The sequence below is a fragment of the Mesorhizobium sp. M1A.F.Ca.IN.020.04.1.1 genome (assembly GCF_003997315.1).
Taxonomy (GTDB): domain Bacteria; phylum Pseudomonadota; class Alphaproteobacteria; order Rhizobiales; family Rhizobiaceae; genus Mesorhizobium.
In genome coordinates, this window is the sequence record NZ_RZSN01000124.1 from 1 (window position 1) to 18,179 (window position 18,179).

An 18,179-nucleotide genomic window follows, 5' to 3' on the forward strand; every position below is an offset into this window, starting at 1 on the left:
CGCCGTGGTGCTGCTAAGGAGCCGCTTTGCCGGCCGGCTGGACGCGCTGGCGATCACGCTGCCACCGGCGACGATGAAAGTGATGGGCAACCGGCTGCGGTTGGAGCAGGTGCTGATCAACCTGTTCCAGAACGCGCTGGAAGCGCTCGACGGTCGTGACGGTGCTCGGGTCGAAGTGTCCGCCGCGGAAACCGCCGACGGCGTCGCGCTGATCGTATCCGATAACGGACCGGGGATTCCGCCGGCGATCCTGAAATCGCTGTTCACGCCTTTCAATACCTCGAAGGAAAAGGGCTTGGGGCTCGGGCTCGTCATCTCGAAGGACATCGTCGCCGACTATGGCGGGCGCATCGAGGTGACGAGCAACGGGAGCGGCACCCGCTTCACCATCCATCTCTCGAAGGCTGACCCGACATGACAGACGGCAATCCGGTCATCCTGATCGATGACGATAGCGATCTGCTCAAGGCGACGAAGCAGACGCTCGAACTTGCCGGTTTTGCCGTGTCTGCCTTTTCCTCGGCAAGCGAGGCACTCGTCGGCCTCGATGCCGGCTTTGCCGGCGTCTTGGTGTCAGACATCCGCATGCCCGAAATGGACGGCCTGCAGCTTTTCGACCTCGTGGTCGACCTTGACCCGGATATCCCCGTCATCCTCGTCACCGGGCACGGCGATATCGCCATGGCGGTAAAGGCGATGAAGGACGGCGCCTATGACTTCATCACCAAGCCCTTCGCGGCCGACCGGCTGGCGCAAAGTGTATGGCGCGCCGCGGAAAAGCGCCGTCTTGTTATGGAGAACCGCGCCTTGCGCGAAGCGGCCGAGCAGGCGCAGGAAGGCCTTCCGCTGATCGGCCAGACACCGGCTATGGAGCGGCTGCGCCGCACGCTGAGACAGATCGCCGACACCGATGTCGATGTGCTGGTGACCGGCGAGACAGGCTCGGGCAAGGAGGTGGTGGCGAGCCTGCTGCATCGCTGGAGCCGCCGCGCCAAGGGCAATTTCGTCGCGCTCAATTGCGGCACGTTGCCGGAGACAGTGATCGAAAGCGAATTGTTTGGCCATGAGGCCGGCGCCTTCACCGGCGCGCAGAAGAAGCGCGTCGGCCGCATCGAGCATTCGAGCGGCGGCACGCTGTTCCTCGACGAGATCGAAAGCATGCCGCCCTCCACTCAGGTGCAGATGCTGCGCGTGCTCGAAATGCGCGAGGTGACGCCACTCGGCACCAACGAAATCCGGCCGGTCGACCTGCGCGTCGTTGCCGCCGCCAAGATCGATCTCGGCGATCCCGGCCAGCGCGGCAATTTCCGCGAAGACCTCTATTATCGGCTGAATGTGGTGACGCTTTCGATCCCGCCATTGCGCGAGCGCCGGGACGATGTGCCGTTGCTGTTCGGGTATTTCGCCGAGCGCGCCGCTGCCCGCTTTCATCGCCAGGTGCCCGCGGCGCCGGCCGCCGTCCAGCGCCATCTGCGCGAACACGACTGGCCGGGCAATGTCCGCGAGCTCGCCCATTTTGCCGAGCGCTTCGTGCTCGGACTGGAAGAGATCGGCAGCAGCCCCGCCGCTCAGCCGACAGATTTGGACGTCTCGATGCCCTTGCCGGAACGGCTGGAGCGCTACGAGGCCGAGATCATCCGCGAGACACTTGGCCGCAATGGCGGCGATGTCCGGCGTACGATCGAGGCGCTTGGCATTCCGCGCAAGACCTTCTACGACAAGCTGCAGCGGCACGGCATCGTGCGCAGCGATTTTTCCAGAGAGATCAAGCTTGTGGAACCCGATCGAAGCCCTCGGCGTTGAGGCTATCCAGGAAACCGTGGCACGTTGGCACCAGCCGGGTGGCGAACGCGTGATGGCGGTGACCTTGCCGGTTGCACTTGGCTAGCGTTGATGGTTTGTTGCCGCTCAGCGGAGAACGAATGATGCGCGAATCCCTCGGTCAAGACGAATACGGCTCGGCCAGCCCCTTTGATCCGGACGATCTGCCGAATCTCAACGCCATGGGACCGGCGATGGGCAGCGGCAATGATTTCGAGAAATATGCCGTTGCCGTCATCATCGTGTTCGGCGCGCTGATCATCGGCGGCCTGATGGCCGCCTCGATGACCTTCGGCCACCGCAACGGCTTCCTGTTTGCGTTGGGCGGCGCCACTTCGGCCTGGATTTCGGGCAACGCGCTGCTGATTGACCGGCCGCGCATTTATGCGCTGTTCGTCGGCATTGCCGCGGTGCTGCTGATTGCCTCAACCATCACCCTTGTCGTGTAGTCAGTAGCCCAGCGCCTCGCCGGAAGCGGCGCGGCTGTCGATGGCTCCGTTGTAGCGGGCGCCGCCGCCTTTCTCGATCTCCGCCAGGCTCTTGCCGCCGACAAGGATGCCGGCCGCCTGGCCCCAGGTCTGGTCGCTGAGATCGAGATGATAGCCCATGCCGGCAAGCAGCCTTTCGGTGTCGGGAGAAAGCCCGAAAGGCTCGACATAGACGGTGTCGGGCAGCCATTGATGGTGGATGCGCGGGGCGTCGATCGCCTCCTGAATGTTCATGCCGTGGTCGATGACGTTGACGATCGCCTCCAGCGTGATGGTGATGATGCGCGAGCCACCCGGGCTGCCGATGACCATGAACGGCTTGCCGTCCTTCACAACGACGGTCGGGCTCATCGAGGACAGCGGCGTCTTCTTCGGCTGGATCGCGTTGGCCTCGCCTTGGACCAGTCCGTAGAGGTTGGGCACGCCGGGCTTCTGGGTGAAATCGTCCATTTCGTTGTTGAGCAGGATCCCGGTGCCGTCGGCGACGACGCCGGCGCCAAAGGAACCATTGAGCGTATAGGTGACGGCTACCGCGTTGCCGTCCTTGTCGATGATAGAATAATGGGTGGTTTCCTTCGACTCGCCGAAGCCCTTGGGCATCAAGTCCTTCGAGACGCCGGCGCGGAACGGATCGATCTTGTCGCGGATGTCCTTGGCATAGCCCTTGTCGAGCAGTTTCGAGACCGGATTGTCGACGAAATCCGGATCGCCGAGCGCCGAATTGCGGTCGACATAGGCATGACGCATGGCCTCGACCATGACGTGGACGGTCTCGGCCGAGCCGGCTCCGAGATAGGACAGCGGATAGCCTTCGAGCACATTGAGGATTTCGCAGATGATGACGCCGCCCGAACTCGGCGGCGGCGAGGAGATGATCTCGTAGCCGCGATAGGAACAGGTCACCGGCTTCAGCTCGCGCACCGCGTATTGCTCGAAATCGCCTTTGGCGAGGATGCCGCCCTTGGCGCCGCTCGCCTTGACGATCGCGTCGGCAATCGGCCCCTTGTAGAAGGCATCGGGGCCTTTCTCGGAGATCGCCGAGAGCGAGGCCGCAAGGTCCGACTGGACTAGCTTCTCGCCGATGCCATAGGGCTTCCCGTCTTTTTTCAGAAAAATAGCGGCCGCTGCCGGATCCTTGGCCAGCCGGTCGGCGCCGCCGGCGAAGGAGGCCGCGTCGCCCTGGTTGAGGACGAAGCCGTCCTTGGCATAGGCGATCGCCGGGGCCATGAGATCCTGTCTGGACAAGGTCCCGTATCTCTCGCGCGCCATCTCGAAGCCGGCCACCGAACCAGGCACGCCGACGGCGAGATAACCGTCGAGGCTGGCACCTTTGATCGGCTTGCCCTCCTTATCGAGATACATCGTCTTGGTCGCCGCAAGGGGCGCGCGCTCGCGGAAATCGATGAAGGTCGAACGGCCGTCCTTCAAGCGGATGGTCATGAAACCGCCGCCGCCGGTATTGCCGGCATTCGGATAGACGACGGCCAGCGCATAGCCGACGGCGACCGCCGCATCGACGGCGTTTCCGCCCTTCTTCAGCACGTCGACGCCGACTTCGGTGGCGAGATGCTGGGCGGTCACCACCATGCCGTGCTCGCCCTTGGCGGGAGCCGGCGAAGCCGCAAAAACGGCGGCCGATGGTGTGAAGGCAACAGTGAGCGCAAAGCTGACGGCGATCAGCGTCCGGTGGGTGAGATGCATGGTGGGTCTCCAAGGCGGGGGGACACCCAGGAAAGACCGTTGGAGCGCGTTAGTCCAATAACAATTGGAGTAGCATTGGGCAGAGCCCCTCACCTGCCTCGAATTGCGAAGGGCAATTCGGGGCAGTCCGACCTCTTCCCGCGGGGGAAGGAGCTCGTCAGCGCCGACGCCAACCTCTTCTGCCTTGGGAGAAAGGCGGCCGCGAAGCGGCCGGATGAGGGTGTCAGACGATCCCGCCGCCACCGCCGGCGACGCCCGGCCGCTCCGCCGCGACCTTCGCCCGGTAGCCGGCCTCGCGATAGGCGGCGACCGGATCAATGGCGCCGCCGGTTCTCAGCCGCGCCATGGCGAGGATCGGCTCGACATCGGTGCGGTAGGCGGTCTTCAGCGTCTGCGTCGCCATCAGCGCGTCGTTCGCTTCCTGAAAACCGTCCAGCGCCTTGCGGTCGACCAGCAGCGCCTGCGCATAGGCGCGCTGCACCTCGACCGCGGACAGCATCAGGCTTTCGATCGGATCGGTGACGTTATGGCTCTGGTCGAGCATATGCGCGGGATGGAAGCCCTTGGCACCCGAAAGCTCTGCATCGACCAGCTCGTTGAAGACCAAAAACAGCCGGTAAGGATCGATCGAACCGGCGTCGAGATCGTCGTCGCCATATTTGGAATCGTTGAAGTGGAAGCCGCCGAGCTTGCCGAATTGAATCAGCCGCGACACGATCATCTCGATGTTGACGTTGGGCGCGTGGTGGCCGAGGTCGACGAGGCAGAAGGCCTTGTCGCCGAGCTCCTTGGCGATGATGTAGTTCGTGCCCCAGTCCTGCACGACGGTCGAATAGAAGGCCGGCTCGTACATCTTGTGCTCGGTAAACAGCCGCCAGTCGTCCGGCAGGCCGGCGTAGATTTGCCGCATGGCGTCGAGATAGCGCTCGAAGGCCTTGGCGAAACTGACCTGGCCGGGGAAGTTCGAGCCGTCGCCGATCCATACCGTCAGCGCCTTCGACCCAAGCGTCCTGCCGATCTCGATGCATTCGAGATTGTGCTCGACCGCCTGGCGGCGCGTGCCGGCATCGGCGTGCGACAGCGAGCCGAATTTGTAGGAGAGCTTCTGGTCCTTCGCGTCGGAAAAGGTGTTGGAGTTCATCGCATCGAACCCGAGCCCGAAACGCGCCGCCGCCTGCTTCAGCCGATTCGGATCGGCCTTGTCCCACGGGATATGCAGCGAGACGGTAGGCGTCGCTTGCGTCAGCTGGCTGATGACGGCGCAATCCTCGATCTTGTCGAAGATGTCGCGCGGCTCGCCGGCGCCGGGAAAACGGGCAAAACGCGTGCCGCCGGTGCCGACGCCCCAGGACGGGATCGCGACGCCGAATTTTTCCACCTTGTCGCGGATGGCGTCGATGGCAATGCCGCGCCGGTCGAGGCGCTCGCCGAGCGAGGCGTAGTCGCGTTCGAGGGCGGGTTGGCGAGCTGAGTTGTGGTTGGCGACGAGGTCGGCTGAGATGATCTGTTCGGACATTTTTTCCTCCCAATTCGTCTGCGCTGCCCCTCATCCGCCTACCGGCACCTTCTCCCCGTATAGTCACGGGGAGAAGGGACGCGTTCCAGCGCTGGCGCCCCCTCTCCCCGTTCTTACGGGGAGAGGGTAAGGGGGAGGGGCAGCGCTGGCTCTGACAATTTACCGCGTAAAGCTCTGCGCGTTGCCGGCGTCGACATTGACGATGTTGCCGGTCGACTTGGCCGACATGTCGGAAGCGAAGAAGTAGATCGCTTCGGCGATATCTTCCGGAAATACCGAGCGTTTCAGCATCGAACGCGACCGGTAATGCTCCTCGAGATCGTCGGTCGACATCTTGTAGGCGGCGGCGCGCTGTTCCTTCCACTCGCCGGTCCAGATCTTGGAGCCGCGCAGCACGGCGTCCGGATTGACGACGTTGACCCTGATCTGCGCCTGCGCACCCTCAAGCGCGAGACAGCGCGCGAGATGGATCTCGGCCGCCTTGGCCGTGCAGTAAGCGGCGGCGTTGGGCGAAGCGGCAAGGCCGTTCTTGGAGGCGACGAAGACGACATTGCCGCCGATCTTCTGCGCGCGGAACAGCCGGAAAGCCTCGCGCGAAACGAGGAAATAGCCGGTCGACAGGATGTCCATATTCTTGTTCCACAACGCCAGCGTCGTTTCCTCGATCGGCGCCGAGGAGGCCAGGCCGGCATTGGAAACCAGAATGTCGATACCGCCGAATTCGACCGAGGTTTCGGCAAAGCCCGAAGTAACCTGATCTTCCGAGGTCACGTCGATCCGCACCGGACGGACGAAGTCTTTGCCGTAGGCCTTCGACAGCTCTTCGTGAGCGCCGGCAAGCGCGGCCTCATCGATATCGGCCAGCACGACGCAGGCGCCTTCGCGCAGCAGCCGGTTGGCCGTGGCGCGGCCAATGCCGCCGGCGCCGCCGGTGACCAGCGCGATCTGTCCCGCCAGCGCCTTCGGCTTCGGCAGGCGCTGGAGCTTGGCTTCTTCCAACTGCCAGTATTCGATGTCGAAGGCCTCCTGAGCCGGCAGGCCGACATAGGACGAGACCATCGAGGCGCCGCGCATGACGTTGATGGCGTTGACGTAGAACTCGCCGGAGATGCGCGCCGTCGCCTTGTCGCCGGCGAAAGTGAACATGCCGACGCCCGGCATCAGATAGACGACCGCGTTCGGATCGCGGATGGCGGGCGAGTCCTTATGTTTGCAGCTGTCGTAGTAGGCCTGGTAGCCAACCCGATAGGCCGCAATGTCGTCGGCGAGGCGCGCGATGACGGCATCGACATCCGGCTTTGCCGGATCGAACTCGATCACCAATGGCCGGATCTTGGTGCGCAGGAAATGGTCCGGACAGGACGTGCCCAGCGCCGCCAGCGGGCGCAGGTCTTTCGAATTGACGAATTCGAGCACTGCCGGCTGGTCGTCGAAATGGCCGAGCTTATGGCTCTTTTCCGAGATCAGGCCGCGGATTCTCGGCATGAGTTTCGCGGCAATGGCACGCCGTGCCGGCGCGTCGAGCGCCTTCACCACCTCGCCGCCGAAGATCGCCTTGCCGTCGGATTTGCGCTCGAACCAGTCGATCGCCTGATTGATCACCGAAATCGTCGTTTCGTAGCATTCCTTCGGCGTGTCGCCCCAGGTGAACAGGCCGTGGCTTCCGAGAACCACGCCCTTGGCGTCGGGGTTCTCGCGGCAGAATTTCTCCAGCCACAGCCCAAGCTCGAAGCCCGGCCGCTTCCAGGGCAGCCAGCCGATGGCCTCGCCAAACACCTCTTTCGTGATTGCTCTGGAGTCCTTGGCCGCGGCAATCGCGATAATGGCATCGGGATGCATGTGGTCGACGCAAGCCTTCGGCACGAAGGCATGCAGCGGCGTGTCGATGGAGGCCGCGCGCGGATTGAGGTTGAAGGTGCAGTGGGGCAGATAGCCCACCATCTCATCCTCGTGGTCGACGCCGCGATAGAGGCTCTTCAGCGCGCGCAGCTTGTCCATGTAGAGGGTCGCAAACCCGTCGAGCTTGATCGAAGCGCTGTCGCCGCCCGAGCCCTTGACCCACAGCACCTCGACGTCCTCACCGGTCAGCGGGTCTTTCTGCCAGACCTTGGACGAGGTGTTGCCGCCGCCATAATTGGTGACGCGCTTGTCTGAACCCAGCGTGTTCGAGCGATAGACCAGAAGCTCGGGACCGCTCATCCCTTCAGCCTTTGCGTCGTCCCACAGATTGGCGAGGCGCGAGCCAGAGCGCTTGTCGAGCATAGGTATCCTCCCTTGGGACGCTAAAAAATGCGCAGTCCAATTTGGTTGGAATGTCTACGCAACAGGACCTCTTGTCAATCATAAACGATCAAGATCGATCATACTGCACTGCACAATGAAAATATGTGATCGGAAATGATTGACACTGCGCGTTTTCTGGTGCCTGATAGCCAGGCAGGGAGGAACCATGCACGAAAAAGAGCGCCACAGGATCATTCTGTCCGCCGTCCAGGAAAAGCCTGTGGTGACGGTGCAGGAAATGGTCGACCTGACGGACTCCTCCGAGGCGACGATCCGGCGCGATATCGCGGCGCTGCATGTGCAAAAGCGCCTGCGCCGGGTGCGCGGCGGCGCCGAGGCGATCTCACCGCCGCAAGTCATCGGCCTTGCCGGCCGGCCCTTCTCGGTCAACGAAACGCTGAACGCCGCGCAGAAGCGGGCGATCGCGCGGGAAGCGGTGAACCTTTGCAAGGACGGCGAGCCAATCATCATCAATGGCGGCACCACGACCTTCCAGATGGTGCATTTCCTGACCGGCCGCCGCATGCCGATCTTCACCAACTCGTTCCCGATCGCCGAGCATCTGCTCAAGCACTCGAAGAACATGGTGATGCTGTCGGGCGGCACGATCTATCGCGAGCAGAACATCATCCTGTCGCCCTTCGACAATGACGTGACGCGCAATTTCTATGCGCGGCGCATGTTCATGGGCGCTCAAGGGTTAGGCCCGCTCGGCTTGATGGAAGGCGACCCGCTGCTGATCCAGGCGGAGCAAAAACTGATCGACCAGGCCGACGAGCTGGTGGTGCTGGTCGATTCCTCGAAATTCCGCATGCGATCCAGCCTGATCCTGTGCGGGCTGTCGCGCATCACGACCGTGATCACAGACGACGGTATCGACGACCGCGAAGCCAAGATGCTGGAAACCGCGGGTGTGGCGCTGATCGTCGCCCGCAAACAGTCAAGCGACAAGGAGGAATCTTCACTGCAGGCCTGAGGACAACTCGCGCCCGCAGCGGCGATGGAATGCAACGCTCAAGGGAGGATATTCGAATGAGCTTTTTGAAGAAACTGCTGGTCACGGCGGCCTTTTCCGCCGCCATGTTCGTGAATGGCGCCTATGCCGAGAACGTCAAGATCGCGCTGGTCGTGAAGTCGCTCGGCAACGGCTTCTTCGACGCCGCCAACAAGGGCGCCGAGGAAGCGGCCAAGGAACTGGGCGACGTCGACGTGATCTATACCGGTCCGACCAAAGCGACGGCGGAGGCGCAGATCGAGGTGATCAACTCGCTGATCGCGCAGAAGGTCAATGCCATCGCCGTCTCGGCCAATGACGCCGATGCGCTGGTGCCGGTGCTGAAGAAGGCGATGGATCGCGGCATCACCGTGATCTCGTGGGACTCCGGCGTCGCCAAGGAAGGCCGCCAGCTCCACCTCAACCCGTCCGACACCAATTTGATCGGCGAGACCATCATCAAGCTCGCCGCCGACTACCTGCCGGAAGGCGGCGATGTCGCCATCCTCTCGGCATCCTCGACCGCGACCAACCAGAATGCCTGGATCGAAGCGGCCAAGAAGGTGCTGCCGGAGAAGTTCCCGAAGATCAAGCTGGTCGCCACCGTCTATGGCGACGACGACTCCGCCAAGAGCACCGACGAAGCCAAGGGCCTGTTGAAATCCTATCCGAACCTCAAGGCGATCATCGCGCCGACCACCGTCGGCGTCGTTGCCGCCGCGCAGGTCGTCACCGACGAGAACCTGATCGGCAAGGTCAACGTCACCGGCCTCGCGCTGCCGTCGGAGTTCAAGAAGTTCATCGACAACGGCGCCAGCCAGGCGGTCGCGCTGTGGAACCCGATCGACCTCGGCTACTCGGCGATCTATCTCGCGCATGACCTGGCGGTGAAGAAAGAAGAGGCCAAGCCCGGCGCCACGCTGTCGATCGGCCGCGTCGGCAAGGTGACGCTCGACGACACCAACTCGGCTGCGATGGCTCCGCCCTTCCAGTTCGACAAGACCAACATCGAGAAGTTCTCAAAGATCTATTGATCTGAGGAGCTTGCACCCTCCCCCTTGTGGGGAGGGTCGGCGAGGCGGTGTCGCGAAGCAAAACTGGCGAGACGGGGCGGGGGTGACGACGCTTCCATGCACCAGGACCTTAACTTGATATGCTAGACAACCCGCATCCCGCTCACGTTGTTCGCGACCCTCCCCGCGAGGGCGAGGACAAATTGGCCCCGCGCCTGACGCTCTTAGGCATCTCCAAGAGTTTTCCGGGCGTTCGGGCGCTGCACAATGTCAGCCTGTCGCTCTATCCCGGACAGGTGACGGCGCTGATCGGCGAGAACGGCGCCGGCAAGTCGACGCTGGTCAAGATCATGACCGGCATCTACCAGCCCGACGCCGGCGAAATCAGCATCGACGGCCAGGCCACGACGCTGCCCAGCGCGCATGCCGCCTTCGGCCACGGCATCACCGCCATCCATCAGGAGACGGTGCTGTTCGACGACCTTTCGGTCGCCGAAAACATCTTCCTCGGCCATGCGCCGCGCACCCGCTTCGGCACCATCGACTGGCGCACCATGCGCAAAAATGCGCGCGAGGTGCTGGAGACGATGCGCGCCGGCCACATCGACGCCGACACCCGCCTGAAGGACCTCGGCATCGCCAACAAGCATCTGGTGGCGGTGGCGCGCGCCATGTCCATCGACGCGCGCATCGTCATCATGGACGAGCCGACCGCCGCACTTTCGATGAAGGAGATCGACGAACTTTTCCTCTTGATCGAATTCCTGAAGAGCGAAGGCAAGGCGGTGCTCTTCATCAGCCACAAGTTCGACGAGATCTACCGCATCGCCGACCGCTACACCGTCTTCCGCGACGGCGAGATGGTGGGCGAAGGCCTGCTCAAGGACACCGGCCAGAACGAGATCGTGCGTATGATGGTCGGCCGCAACGTCGACCACATCTTTCCGCAGCGCGAGCCGAAGATCGGCGCGCCGGTGCTGTCGGTCTCCGGCCTGTCGCACCCGACCGAGTTCGACGATATCGGCTTCGAATTGCGCAAGGGCGAAATCCTCGGCTTCTATGGCCTCGTCGGTGCCGGCCGCAGCGAGGTGATGCAGGCGATCGCCGGCATTACGCGCACCAGCCGCGGCACGATTTCGCTGGACGGCAACTCAATGGCGCCGAAATCGGCGGCGGATTCGATCGAGGCCGGCATCGTCTATGTGCCGGAAGAGCGCGGCAAGCAGGGTGTCGTCATCGGCCTGCCGATCTTTCAGAACGTATCGCTGCCTTCGCTTGCGCGCACCTCGAAATCCGGTGTGCTCAAGCTGGCGGAAGAATTCTCACTTGCCCGCTCCTACACCGAGCGGCTGGACCTGCGCGCCTCGTCGCTCAGCCAGGATGTCGGCACCCTTTCCGGCGGCAACCAGCAGAAGGTGGTCATCGCCAAATGGCTGGCGACGACGCCGAAGGTCATCATCCTCGACGAGCCGACCAAGGGCATCGACATCGGCTCCAAAGCCGCTGTGCACGGCTTCATGGCCGAGCTCGTGGCGCAGGGGCTATCGGTGATCATGGTCTCCTCGGAACTGCCGGAAATCCTCGGCATGTCCGACCGGGTCGTGGTCATGCGTGAAGGCCGTATCGCGGCCACCTACGACAACAAAGGCCTCGACGCCGAGACGCTGGTCAGGACCGCAGCGGGGATCGCGGCATGAAGAATTTTCTCAAATATCGCGAGATCTGGCTGCTCGCCGGCATCGTCCTGTTGATCGGGCTGATCTCGACCCGCTTCCCCGGTTTTGCCGATCCGGCCAATCTGCGCCAGGTGTTCAACGACACCTCGATCCTGATGATCCTGGCGCTCGGCCAGATGGTGGTGATCCTGACGCGCTCGATCGATCTGTCGATGGCGTCCAACCTCTGCTTCACCGGCATGGTGGTGGCGATGCTCAACGCTGCCCATCCGGCGATCCCGATCCCGGTGCTGATCGTCATCGCACTGCTTGTCGGCCTCCTACTCGGCGCCATCAACGGCTTCCTGGTGTGGCGGCTGAATATCCCGTCCATCGTGGTCACGCTCGGCACGCTCACCATCTATCGCGGCGCCACCTTCGTCGTCTCCGGCGGCGCCTGGGTCAATGCCGACCAGATGAGCCCCGACTTCATCAACTTCCAGCGCGCCGCCTTCCTCGGCCTGCCGGTCCTGTCGTGGATCGCGCTTCTCGTCATTGCGCTGTTCTTTCTGGCGATGACGCGCACGCAGATCGGCCGCTCGATCTATGCCATCGGCGTCAACCCGACCGCCTCGGTCTATGCCGGCATCGATGTCGGCCGCACCAAGTTCATCGTCTTTTGCATTTCCGGCATGATCGGCGGGCTAGCCGGGTACTTATGGATCTCGCGCTACGTGATCGCCTCGGTCGAAGTCGCCAACGGCTACGAGCTCAACATCATCGCCGCCTGCGTCATCGGCGGCATCTCGATCGCCGGCGGCATTGGCTCGGTCGGCGGCGCGGTGCTCGGCGCGCTCTTCCTCGGCATCATCTCCAACGCGCTGCCGGTCATCAACATCTCGCCCTTCTGGCAGATGGCGATCTCGGGCAGCGCCATCATCCTGGCCGTGGTGCTCAACGCGCGCGGCGAGCGCCGGCAGGGTCGCATCATCCTCAGAAAGGCGGAAGCGGCATGACCGACACCCCTGCCCCGCGCCATATCCCCGACCGGCTCGACAAGCCGCTTTCTTCGGCGATCTTTTCCTGGGAGGCACTGCTCGTAGTCATCGCGATCCTCATCTTCGCGGTGAACAGCTTCGCCTCGCCCTATTTCCTCGACCCGTGGTCGCTCTCGGATCTGACCTTCAACTTCACCGAAAAGGGCCTGATTGCGCTTGCAATGGCGCTGCTGATCATCTCGGGCGAGATCGACCTGTCGGTTGCCGCGATTGTCGCGCTCGCTTCGACGATGATGGGCATGGCGGCGCAGGCGGGCGCCGGCACGCCGGTGCTGGTCGCGATCGGCATCGCCGTGGGGCTCGGCTGCGGCGCCTTCAACGGATTGCTCGTCACCAGGCTCGGCCTGCCTTCCATCGTCGTCACCATCGGCACGATGAGCCTGTTTCGCGGCATCGCCTTCATCATCCTCGGCGACCAGGCCTATAAGGGATATCCGGAGAGTTTCGCCTTCTTCGGCCAGGGTTATGTCTGGTGGGTCTTCTCGTTCGAGCTGGCGTTGTTCCTTTTCGCGGCGCTGGTCTACTGGTTCGTGCTGCATCGCACGAGCTTCGGCCGCCGCGTCTTTGCCATTGGCAACAATCCGGTCGCCTGCCAGTTCTCCGGTGTGCGCGTCGACCGCATCAAATTCATCCTGTTTTGCCTCACCGGGCTGATGTCGGGCATCGCCTCGGTGCTGATCACGTCGCGGCTCGGCTCGACAAGGCCGTCGATTGCGCAGGGCTATGAGCTGGAGGCCATCACCATGGTGGTGCTGGGAGGTGTGTCGATCCTCGGCGGCGCCGGCAGCATCCTCGGCGTGGTTCTTGCCGCCTTCATCATGGGGCTGGTGACCTTCGGCCTCGGCCTGCTCAACGTGCCCGGCATCGTCATGTCGATCTTCATCGGCCTGCTGCTGATCATCGTCATTGCGCTGCCGATCGTCTGGCGGCGGCTGCGCGAAGGACGTTTCGGCTGATGGAGAAATACGCCTTCAAGATGAAGCTCAATCCCGGCATGAAGGCCGAGTACAAGCGCCGCCATGCCGAGATCTGGCCTGAACTGGCGGAGCTGCTGAGAGAGGCCGGCGTCTCCGACTATTCGATCCATCTCGACGAGGAGACCAGCATCCTCTTCGGCGTGCTGTGGCGACGTGACGATCACGGCATGGCCGACCTGCCGAAACATCCTGTTATGCAGCGCTGGTGGGCGCATATGGCCGACCTCATGGAAACCAAACCCGACAATGAGCCGGTGGCGGTGCCGCTGGAAACCATGTTCCATATGGCATGATCCGCCACGTCGCCGTCATCGATATCGGCAAGACCAACGCCAAGGTGGCGCTGGTCGAGCTCACGACGCCGAGCGAGATCGCGCTGCGCCGCACCGCGAACGCGCCCGTTTGGCAGGCGCCCTACCCCCATCACGATGTCGAGGCGCTGTGGACGTTCAACCTGAACAGCCTCGCCGATATCAACCGCGAGCGGCGGATCGATGCGATCTCGATCACCACGCATGGCGCGACCGGGGCGCTGGTCGACGCCGCCGGCGAACTGGTGCTGCCGGTGCTCGACTATGAGTTCGACGGCCCCGACCAGCTTGCGGCCGACTACGACGCCGTACGCGCTCCCTTCGCCGAAACAGGCACGCCGCGGTTGCCCATCGGCCTTAATCTCGGCGCGCAATTCTTCTGGCAGCAAAAGCGCTTTCCAGTGGAATTCGCCAAGTCCGCCGCGATCCTCATGTATCCGCAATATTGGGCGCTGCGGCTGACCGGCGTCGCCGCCAACGAAGTGACATCGCTGGGCTGCCACACCGATCTGTGGAACCCCTGGACGTCCGACTATTCCTCGCTGGTCGACAGGATGGGCTGGCGTCCGCTGATGGCGCCCGTGCGTCGGGCGAAGGACAGGCTCGGATCGATCCTGCCGGCGATTGCCCGACTGACAGGGCTCGACCCTGCGACTCCCGTGTTCTGCGGCCTGCACGATTCCAACGCCTCGCTCCTGCCGCATCTGCTGTCCGATCGGCCGCCCTTCTCCGTCGTCTCGACCGGCACATGGGTGGTCTCGATGGCGGTCGGCGGCAAGAAGGTCGAGCTCGATGCGGAGCGCGACACGCTGGTCAATGTCAATGCGCTCGGCGATCCCGTGCCGTCGGCGCGCTTCATGGGTGGACGCGAGTTTTCGCTGCTGACCGAGGGCCAGGCGCAGGACTGGACCGAGGCCGATATTGCCGCTGTGCTGGCACGCCAGGCCTTGCTGCTGCCTTCAACCCAACAGGGGTCCGGGCCGTTCCCTCACCGTGCCGCGCAATGGGTCAACGCCGAGGGCTTGCCCCCCGGCCAGCGCTTCGCCGCCATCTCGTTCTATCTGGCGCTGATGACCGCGACCTGCCTGGAGTTGATTGGCGGCGACGGGCCGACGACGGTCGAAGGGCCCTTTGCGCGGAACCCGCTTTTCATCCGCATGCTGGCGGCGGCAACGGGACGGGCTGTCATTGCGTCGGAGACGTCGACAGGAACGAGCATCGGCGCGGCACTGCCGGCGTCAGACGGCGCTACCGTCATCAGCAAAGGCGAGCGGACCGAGCCACCCGCAGATCCGGCTTGGCATGATTACGCGCGAGCGTGGCAGCGGGTCGTCGGGACTTGATCCCCGCCATGGTATTTGCCACAACTTGACAGGTCGCGCCGACATAGGCCGGTGGCAGCTTGCGGACCGAACGTCTCAGCCCGCTGTCGCGTAAAGCAACCCTTGCGGATCGATCTCGGGCTTGCGGCCGGCGACGAGGTCGGACAGGAATTTTCCCGAGCCGCAAGCCATGGTCCAGCCGAGATGGCCGTGGCCGGTGTCGAGATAGAGGTTGCGGTATTTCGCCTGACCGAAGATGGGCACGGAACTCGGCATCATCGGCCTCAGGCCTGCCCAAAGCAGCGCCTTCTTCTCGTCGAAGGCGCCCGGGAACAGGTCCTTGCCGGTTTCCAGGATGGTTCTGAAATCACGCGGCTTGAAGCTGCGATCGAAGCCTATGAATTCCGCCGTCGAGGACATCCGCAGCCGGTTGCCCAGCCTCGAATAGCCGATCAGCCGGTCCTCGTCGGCGCCGCCCATGGTCGGGCCCTTGCTCTCGTCCTCGAGCGGGACGGTCACGGTGTAGCCCTTCACCGGGTAGACCGGCAGGTCGATGCCGTAGCGGCGGCCGAACAGGCCGCTTTCGGCTCCCATCGAGATGACGACGGCGTCACCCGCAACCGGTCCGGCCGAGGTCATCACGGCTCGCACCCGGTCGCCCTCGATGTCGAGGCCCTCGATTGTCGTGCCGAACAGGAACCTGACGCCGAGCTTCTCGGCCGCATAGGCGGCGAGCTTGTCGACGAATTGCTTGGAATCGCCGGTCTGGTCGATTGGAGAATAGATGCCGCCGGCGATCTTGTCCTTCACGCTGGCAAGCCCCGGCTCCAGCTCGGCTAGGCGGTCGCGGCCGACGATCTCGATCGGTAGGCCGTGCTCGCCGAGATAGCGGTAATTGTCGGTGCCGGTGTCGAAGCTTTTCTGCGAGCGGAAGAAGTAGAGGATGCCCTTCTTGCGTTCGTCGTAGTGGATGCCGGTCGCCTCCGAGAGCGCATTGATGCAGTCGCGCGAATAGAGCGCGAGCTTCAGCTTGACGTCGGTGTTGGCGCGCAGGCGCGCTACGGTGCACTCGCGCAGGAAGCGCAGGCTCCAGGCATAGAAATACGGATCGAGGCGCAGCCGGACCTTGATGCCGAGGTCATGGTTCCAGAGCGCGCGCAGAAAGGTCTTGAGCGCCGCCGGCGAGGCCCAGGCGGTGGCGTCGCCCGGCGAGACCAGGCCGGCGTTCGACTGGCTGGTGCCGCGCGCCGCTGCCTCATGGCGCTCGATCACCGTCACCTCATGACCGTCTTTAGCCAGATAGTAGGCGGCCGCCGTGCCAATCACGCCGGCGCCGAGCACCAAGACCTTCATGCCGTCCCTCAAGGCTCATTCCAACAGTGCGCCTTCGGCACACCACCGCATGAGCCTCAATACCGCGTCTAAACTCGCCGGACGAGCCCTTGGCCCAACAGGTCGGTCTCAATACGCAATTCCGGGACGAAGGCTACGGCGAAGTCGCCGAACCCAACCGCTACACACTTTCCTGAACTGCTTAGTTTCGAACGGAGTTCTTGGTCGTCAGGATGCGTTCCCAGGCCAGCGCATCCTTGACGATCTGGTCGAGATCGTCGCGCTGCGGCGTCCAGCCGAACTCCTTGCGGGCAAGGTCGGAATTGGCGACCACGGCGGCGGCGTCGCCCGGCCGTCGCGCACCCATGCGAACGTCGAAATCATGGCCGAAGGCGCGGCGAACGCTGTCGATCACTTCCAGCACCGAATAGCCATGGCTGTAGCCGCAATTGGCGACGAGGCTCTCCCCGCCATCGCGCAGCCGCTGCAGTGCTAACCGGTGCGCCGCCGCCAGATCGCTGACATGGATGTAGTCGCGGATGCAGGTGCCGTCCGGCGTCGGATAGTCCTTGCCGAAGACCTGCATGAATGGTCGCTTGCCGAGGGCCGTCTCGCAGGCGACCTTGATCAGATGCGTGGCGCCGGGCGTCGACTGTCCGGTGCGGCCCTTGGGGTCGGCGCCGGCGACATTGAAATAGCGCAGCGCCGTGTAGCGGATGTCGTGCGCAATCGCGGCATCGCGCAGCATCCACTCGCTCATCAGCTTGGAGAGGCCGTAAGGCGATTCCGGCGCCAGCCGCGCGTCCTCGCGCACCGGCTCCAGCCCGGCGCCGCCATAGACGGCTGCGGTGGACGAGAAGATGAAATGCGACACGCCCTCGCGCACGGCGGTTTCGATCAGCGCGCGCGTCTTGCAGGTGTTGTTCTCGTAATAGCCGAGCGGATCGGCGACCGATTCCGGCACCACGATCGAGCCGGCGAAATGGATGATGGCGTCGACCTTGTTTTCCCGGATGATCCGGCCGACCAGATCGCGATCGGCGACGTCGCCGACGACGAGCTCCGCCTCGGGCGCCACCGCCCATTCGAAGCCGGTGGAAAGCCTGTCGAGCACGACGACACTTTCGCCGGCGTCCAAAAGCTCCCAGACCATGTGGCTGCCGATATAGCCGGCACCGCCCGTCACCAAAACCGTCATCGCTTACCTCGCTGATCAAGATTTATCGGAAACTGTCTCAACAGCCGCCGTGCTGGAAACCCCGCCGTAAGCCCATTAGCCTCCCATTTTAGTGTTAAGTCTGTAACAGTTCCGCCTGCCCGAGGCATCGTACCGAAACAAAGCTGGTTCACATCCCCGGGAATAGGCCATGATCCGGCATCGTTAGGAACAGGCGCGGGGCGTGGCATTTTGACCGGTGCGGCGCGGTGGACGTAACATAGGCCCGTGACTATGATCCGGCGCAAAATTGGGAAGCCGACATGAACTACCAGCGGTTCTTCGAAGACGCGATCGACCAGCTCCATGCCGAGCGGCGCTACCGCGTTTTCGCCGACCTCGAGCGCATCGTGGGCAAGTTCCCGCGCGCCATCTGGCGCTCCAACGGTCGCGCCCAGGAAATCACCGTCTGGTGCTCCAACGACTATCTCGGCATGGGCCAGAATCCGGACGTCATCGCCGCCTTCCAGAACGCGGCGGGCCGGATGGGCT

15 protein-coding genes and 1 pseudogene are annotated in these 18,179 nt (G+C 63.6%); 11 read left to right on the top strand and 5 right to left on the bottom strand.

Annotation, left to right across the window (positions count from 1 at the left end; all coding sequences use genetic code 11):
• The 3 genes from EOA49_RS22195 to EOA49_RS22205 all read left to right on the top strand — a co-directional run.
• Nucleotides 1-418, top strand: a 418-nt coding sequence (locus tag EOA49_RS22195) for an ATP-binding protein (RefSeq protein ID WP_164749260.1), incomplete at its 5' end; no start/stop codon positions are given.
• Entirely contained in the window at nucleotides 415-1,803 is a 1,389-nt protein-coding gene (locus tag EOA49_RS22200) for a sigma-54 dependent transcriptional regulator (RefSeq protein WP_127241451.1), read from the top strand. The genes EOA49_RS22195 and EOA49_RS22200, both read left to right, overlap by 4 nt.
• Before the next feature lie 212 nt (nucleotides 1,804-2,015).
• A complete protein-coding gene (locus tag EOA49_RS22205; protein ID WP_170950361.1) occupies nucleotides 2,016-2,270 on the top strand; it encodes a hypothetical protein in 255 nt (84 codons plus the stop codon).
• On the opposite strand, the gene ggt is transcribed toward EOA49_RS22205, so the two are convergent.
• From ggt to EOA49_RS22220, 3 genes are all read right to left on the bottom strand, one after another.
• On the bottom strand, nucleotides 2,271-4,010 hold the full coding sequence (ggt, locus tag EOA49_RS22210; RefSeq protein ID WP_127241450.1) for a gamma-glutamyltransferase: 1,740 nt from the start codon (nucleotides 4,008-4,010) through the stop codon (nucleotides 2,271-2,273).
• 223 nt (nucleotides 4,011-4,233) lie between these two features.
• The gene (gene rhaI / locus EOA49_RS22215; RefSeq protein WP_127243344.1) at nucleotides 4,234-5,526 is read right to left on the bottom strand and encodes an L-rhamnose catabolism isomerase; all 1,293 of its coding nucleotides are present in this window, start codon (nucleotides 5,524-5,526) and stop codon (nucleotides 4,234-4,236) included.
• 159 nt (nucleotides 5,527-5,685) lie between these two features.
• Nucleotides 5,686-7,788, bottom strand: coding sequence for a bifunctional rhamnulose-1-phosphate aldolase/short-chain dehydrogenase (locus tag EOA49_RS22220; RefSeq protein ID WP_127242021.1), 2,103 nt, complete (start codon nucleotides 7,786-7,788; stop codon nucleotides 5,686-5,688).
• Between the two features lie 187 nt (nucleotides 7,789-7,975).
• Here EOA49_RS22220 and EOA49_RS22225 point away from each other — a divergent pair, with 187 nt between their 5' ends.
• The 7 genes from EOA49_RS22225 (at nucleotide 7,976) to EOA49_RS22255 (ending at nucleotide 15,160) form a co-directional block, all read left to right on the top strand.
• On the top strand, nucleotides 7,976-8,785 hold the full coding sequence (locus EOA49_RS22225; RefSeq protein WP_066993950.1) for a DeoR/GlpR family DNA-binding transcription regulator: 810 nt from the start codon (nucleotides 7,976-7,978) through the stop codon (nucleotides 8,783-8,785).
• A gap of 56 nt (nucleotides 8,786-8,841) precedes the next feature.
• The gene (gene rhaS / locus EOA49_RS22230) at nucleotides 8,842-9,837 is read left to right on the top strand and encodes a rhamnose ABC transporter substrate-binding protein (RefSeq protein WP_095782942.1); all 996 of its coding nucleotides are present in this window, start codon (nucleotides 8,842-8,844) and stop codon (nucleotides 9,835-9,837) included.
• 119 nt (nucleotides 9,838-9,956) lie between these two features.
• Nucleotides 9,957-11,513, top strand: a complete 1,557-nt coding sequence (locus EOA49_RS22235; protein ID WP_245460769.1) for a sugar ABC transporter ATP-binding protein — start codon at nucleotides 9,957-9,959, stop codon at nucleotides 11,511-11,513.
• Nucleotides 11,510-12,487 (top strand): ABC transporter permease, encoded by a 978-nt coding sequence (locus EOA49_RS22240; protein WP_067322800.1) that lies wholly within the window; start codon nucleotides 11,510-11,512, stop codon nucleotides 12,485-12,487. Before EOA49_RS22235 ends, EOA49_RS22240 begins: the two co-directional genes overlap by 4 nt.
• Nucleotides 12,484-13,485, top strand: a complete 1,002-nt coding sequence (locus tag EOA49_RS22245) for an ABC transporter permease (protein WP_127241508.1) — start codon at nucleotides 12,484-12,486, stop codon at nucleotides 13,483-13,485. Before EOA49_RS22240 ends, EOA49_RS22245 begins: the two co-directional genes overlap by 4 nt.
• The gene (gene rhaM, locus EOA49_RS22250) at nucleotides 13,485-13,799 is read left to right on the top strand and encodes an L-rhamnose mutarotase (RefSeq protein ID WP_164746900.1); all 315 of its coding nucleotides are present in this window, start codon (nucleotides 13,485-13,487) and stop codon (nucleotides 13,797-13,799) included. Before EOA49_RS22245 ends, rhaM begins: the two co-directional genes overlap by 1 nt.
• The gene (locus EOA49_RS22255) at nucleotides 13,796-15,160 is read left to right on the top strand and encodes an FGGY-family carbohydrate kinase (RefSeq protein ID WP_127241510.1); all 1,365 of its coding nucleotides are present in this window, start codon (nucleotides 13,796-13,798) and stop codon (nucleotides 15,158-15,160) included. Before rhaM ends, EOA49_RS22255 begins: the two co-directional genes overlap by 4 nt.
• Before the next feature lie 75 nt (nucleotides 15,161-15,235).
• Here the strand turns inward: EOA49_RS22255 and EOA49_RS22260 are convergent, their stop codons facing one another.
• Together EOA49_RS22260 and galE are read right to left on the bottom strand one after the other, a co-directional pair.
• The gene (locus EOA49_RS22260) at nucleotides 15,236-16,492 is read right to left on the bottom strand and encodes a D-amino acid dehydrogenase (protein ID WP_127241511.1); all 1,257 of its coding nucleotides are present in this window, start codon (nucleotides 16,490-16,492) and stop codon (nucleotides 15,236-15,238) included.
• 181 nt (nucleotides 16,493-16,673) lie between these two features.
• The gene (galE, locus tag EOA49_RS22265; RefSeq protein WP_127241512.1) at nucleotides 16,674-17,669 is read right to left on the bottom strand and encodes a UDP-glucose 4-epimerase GalE; all 996 of its coding nucleotides are present in this window, start codon (nucleotides 17,667-17,669) and stop codon (nucleotides 16,674-16,676) included.
• A 281-nt stretch (nucleotides 17,670-17,950) separates the two neighbouring features.
• Here galE and EOA49_RS22270 point away from each other — a divergent pair.
• Nucleotides 17,951-18,179: pseudogene (locus EOA49_RS22270) on the top strand (5-aminolevulinate synthase); the annotation flags it as partial.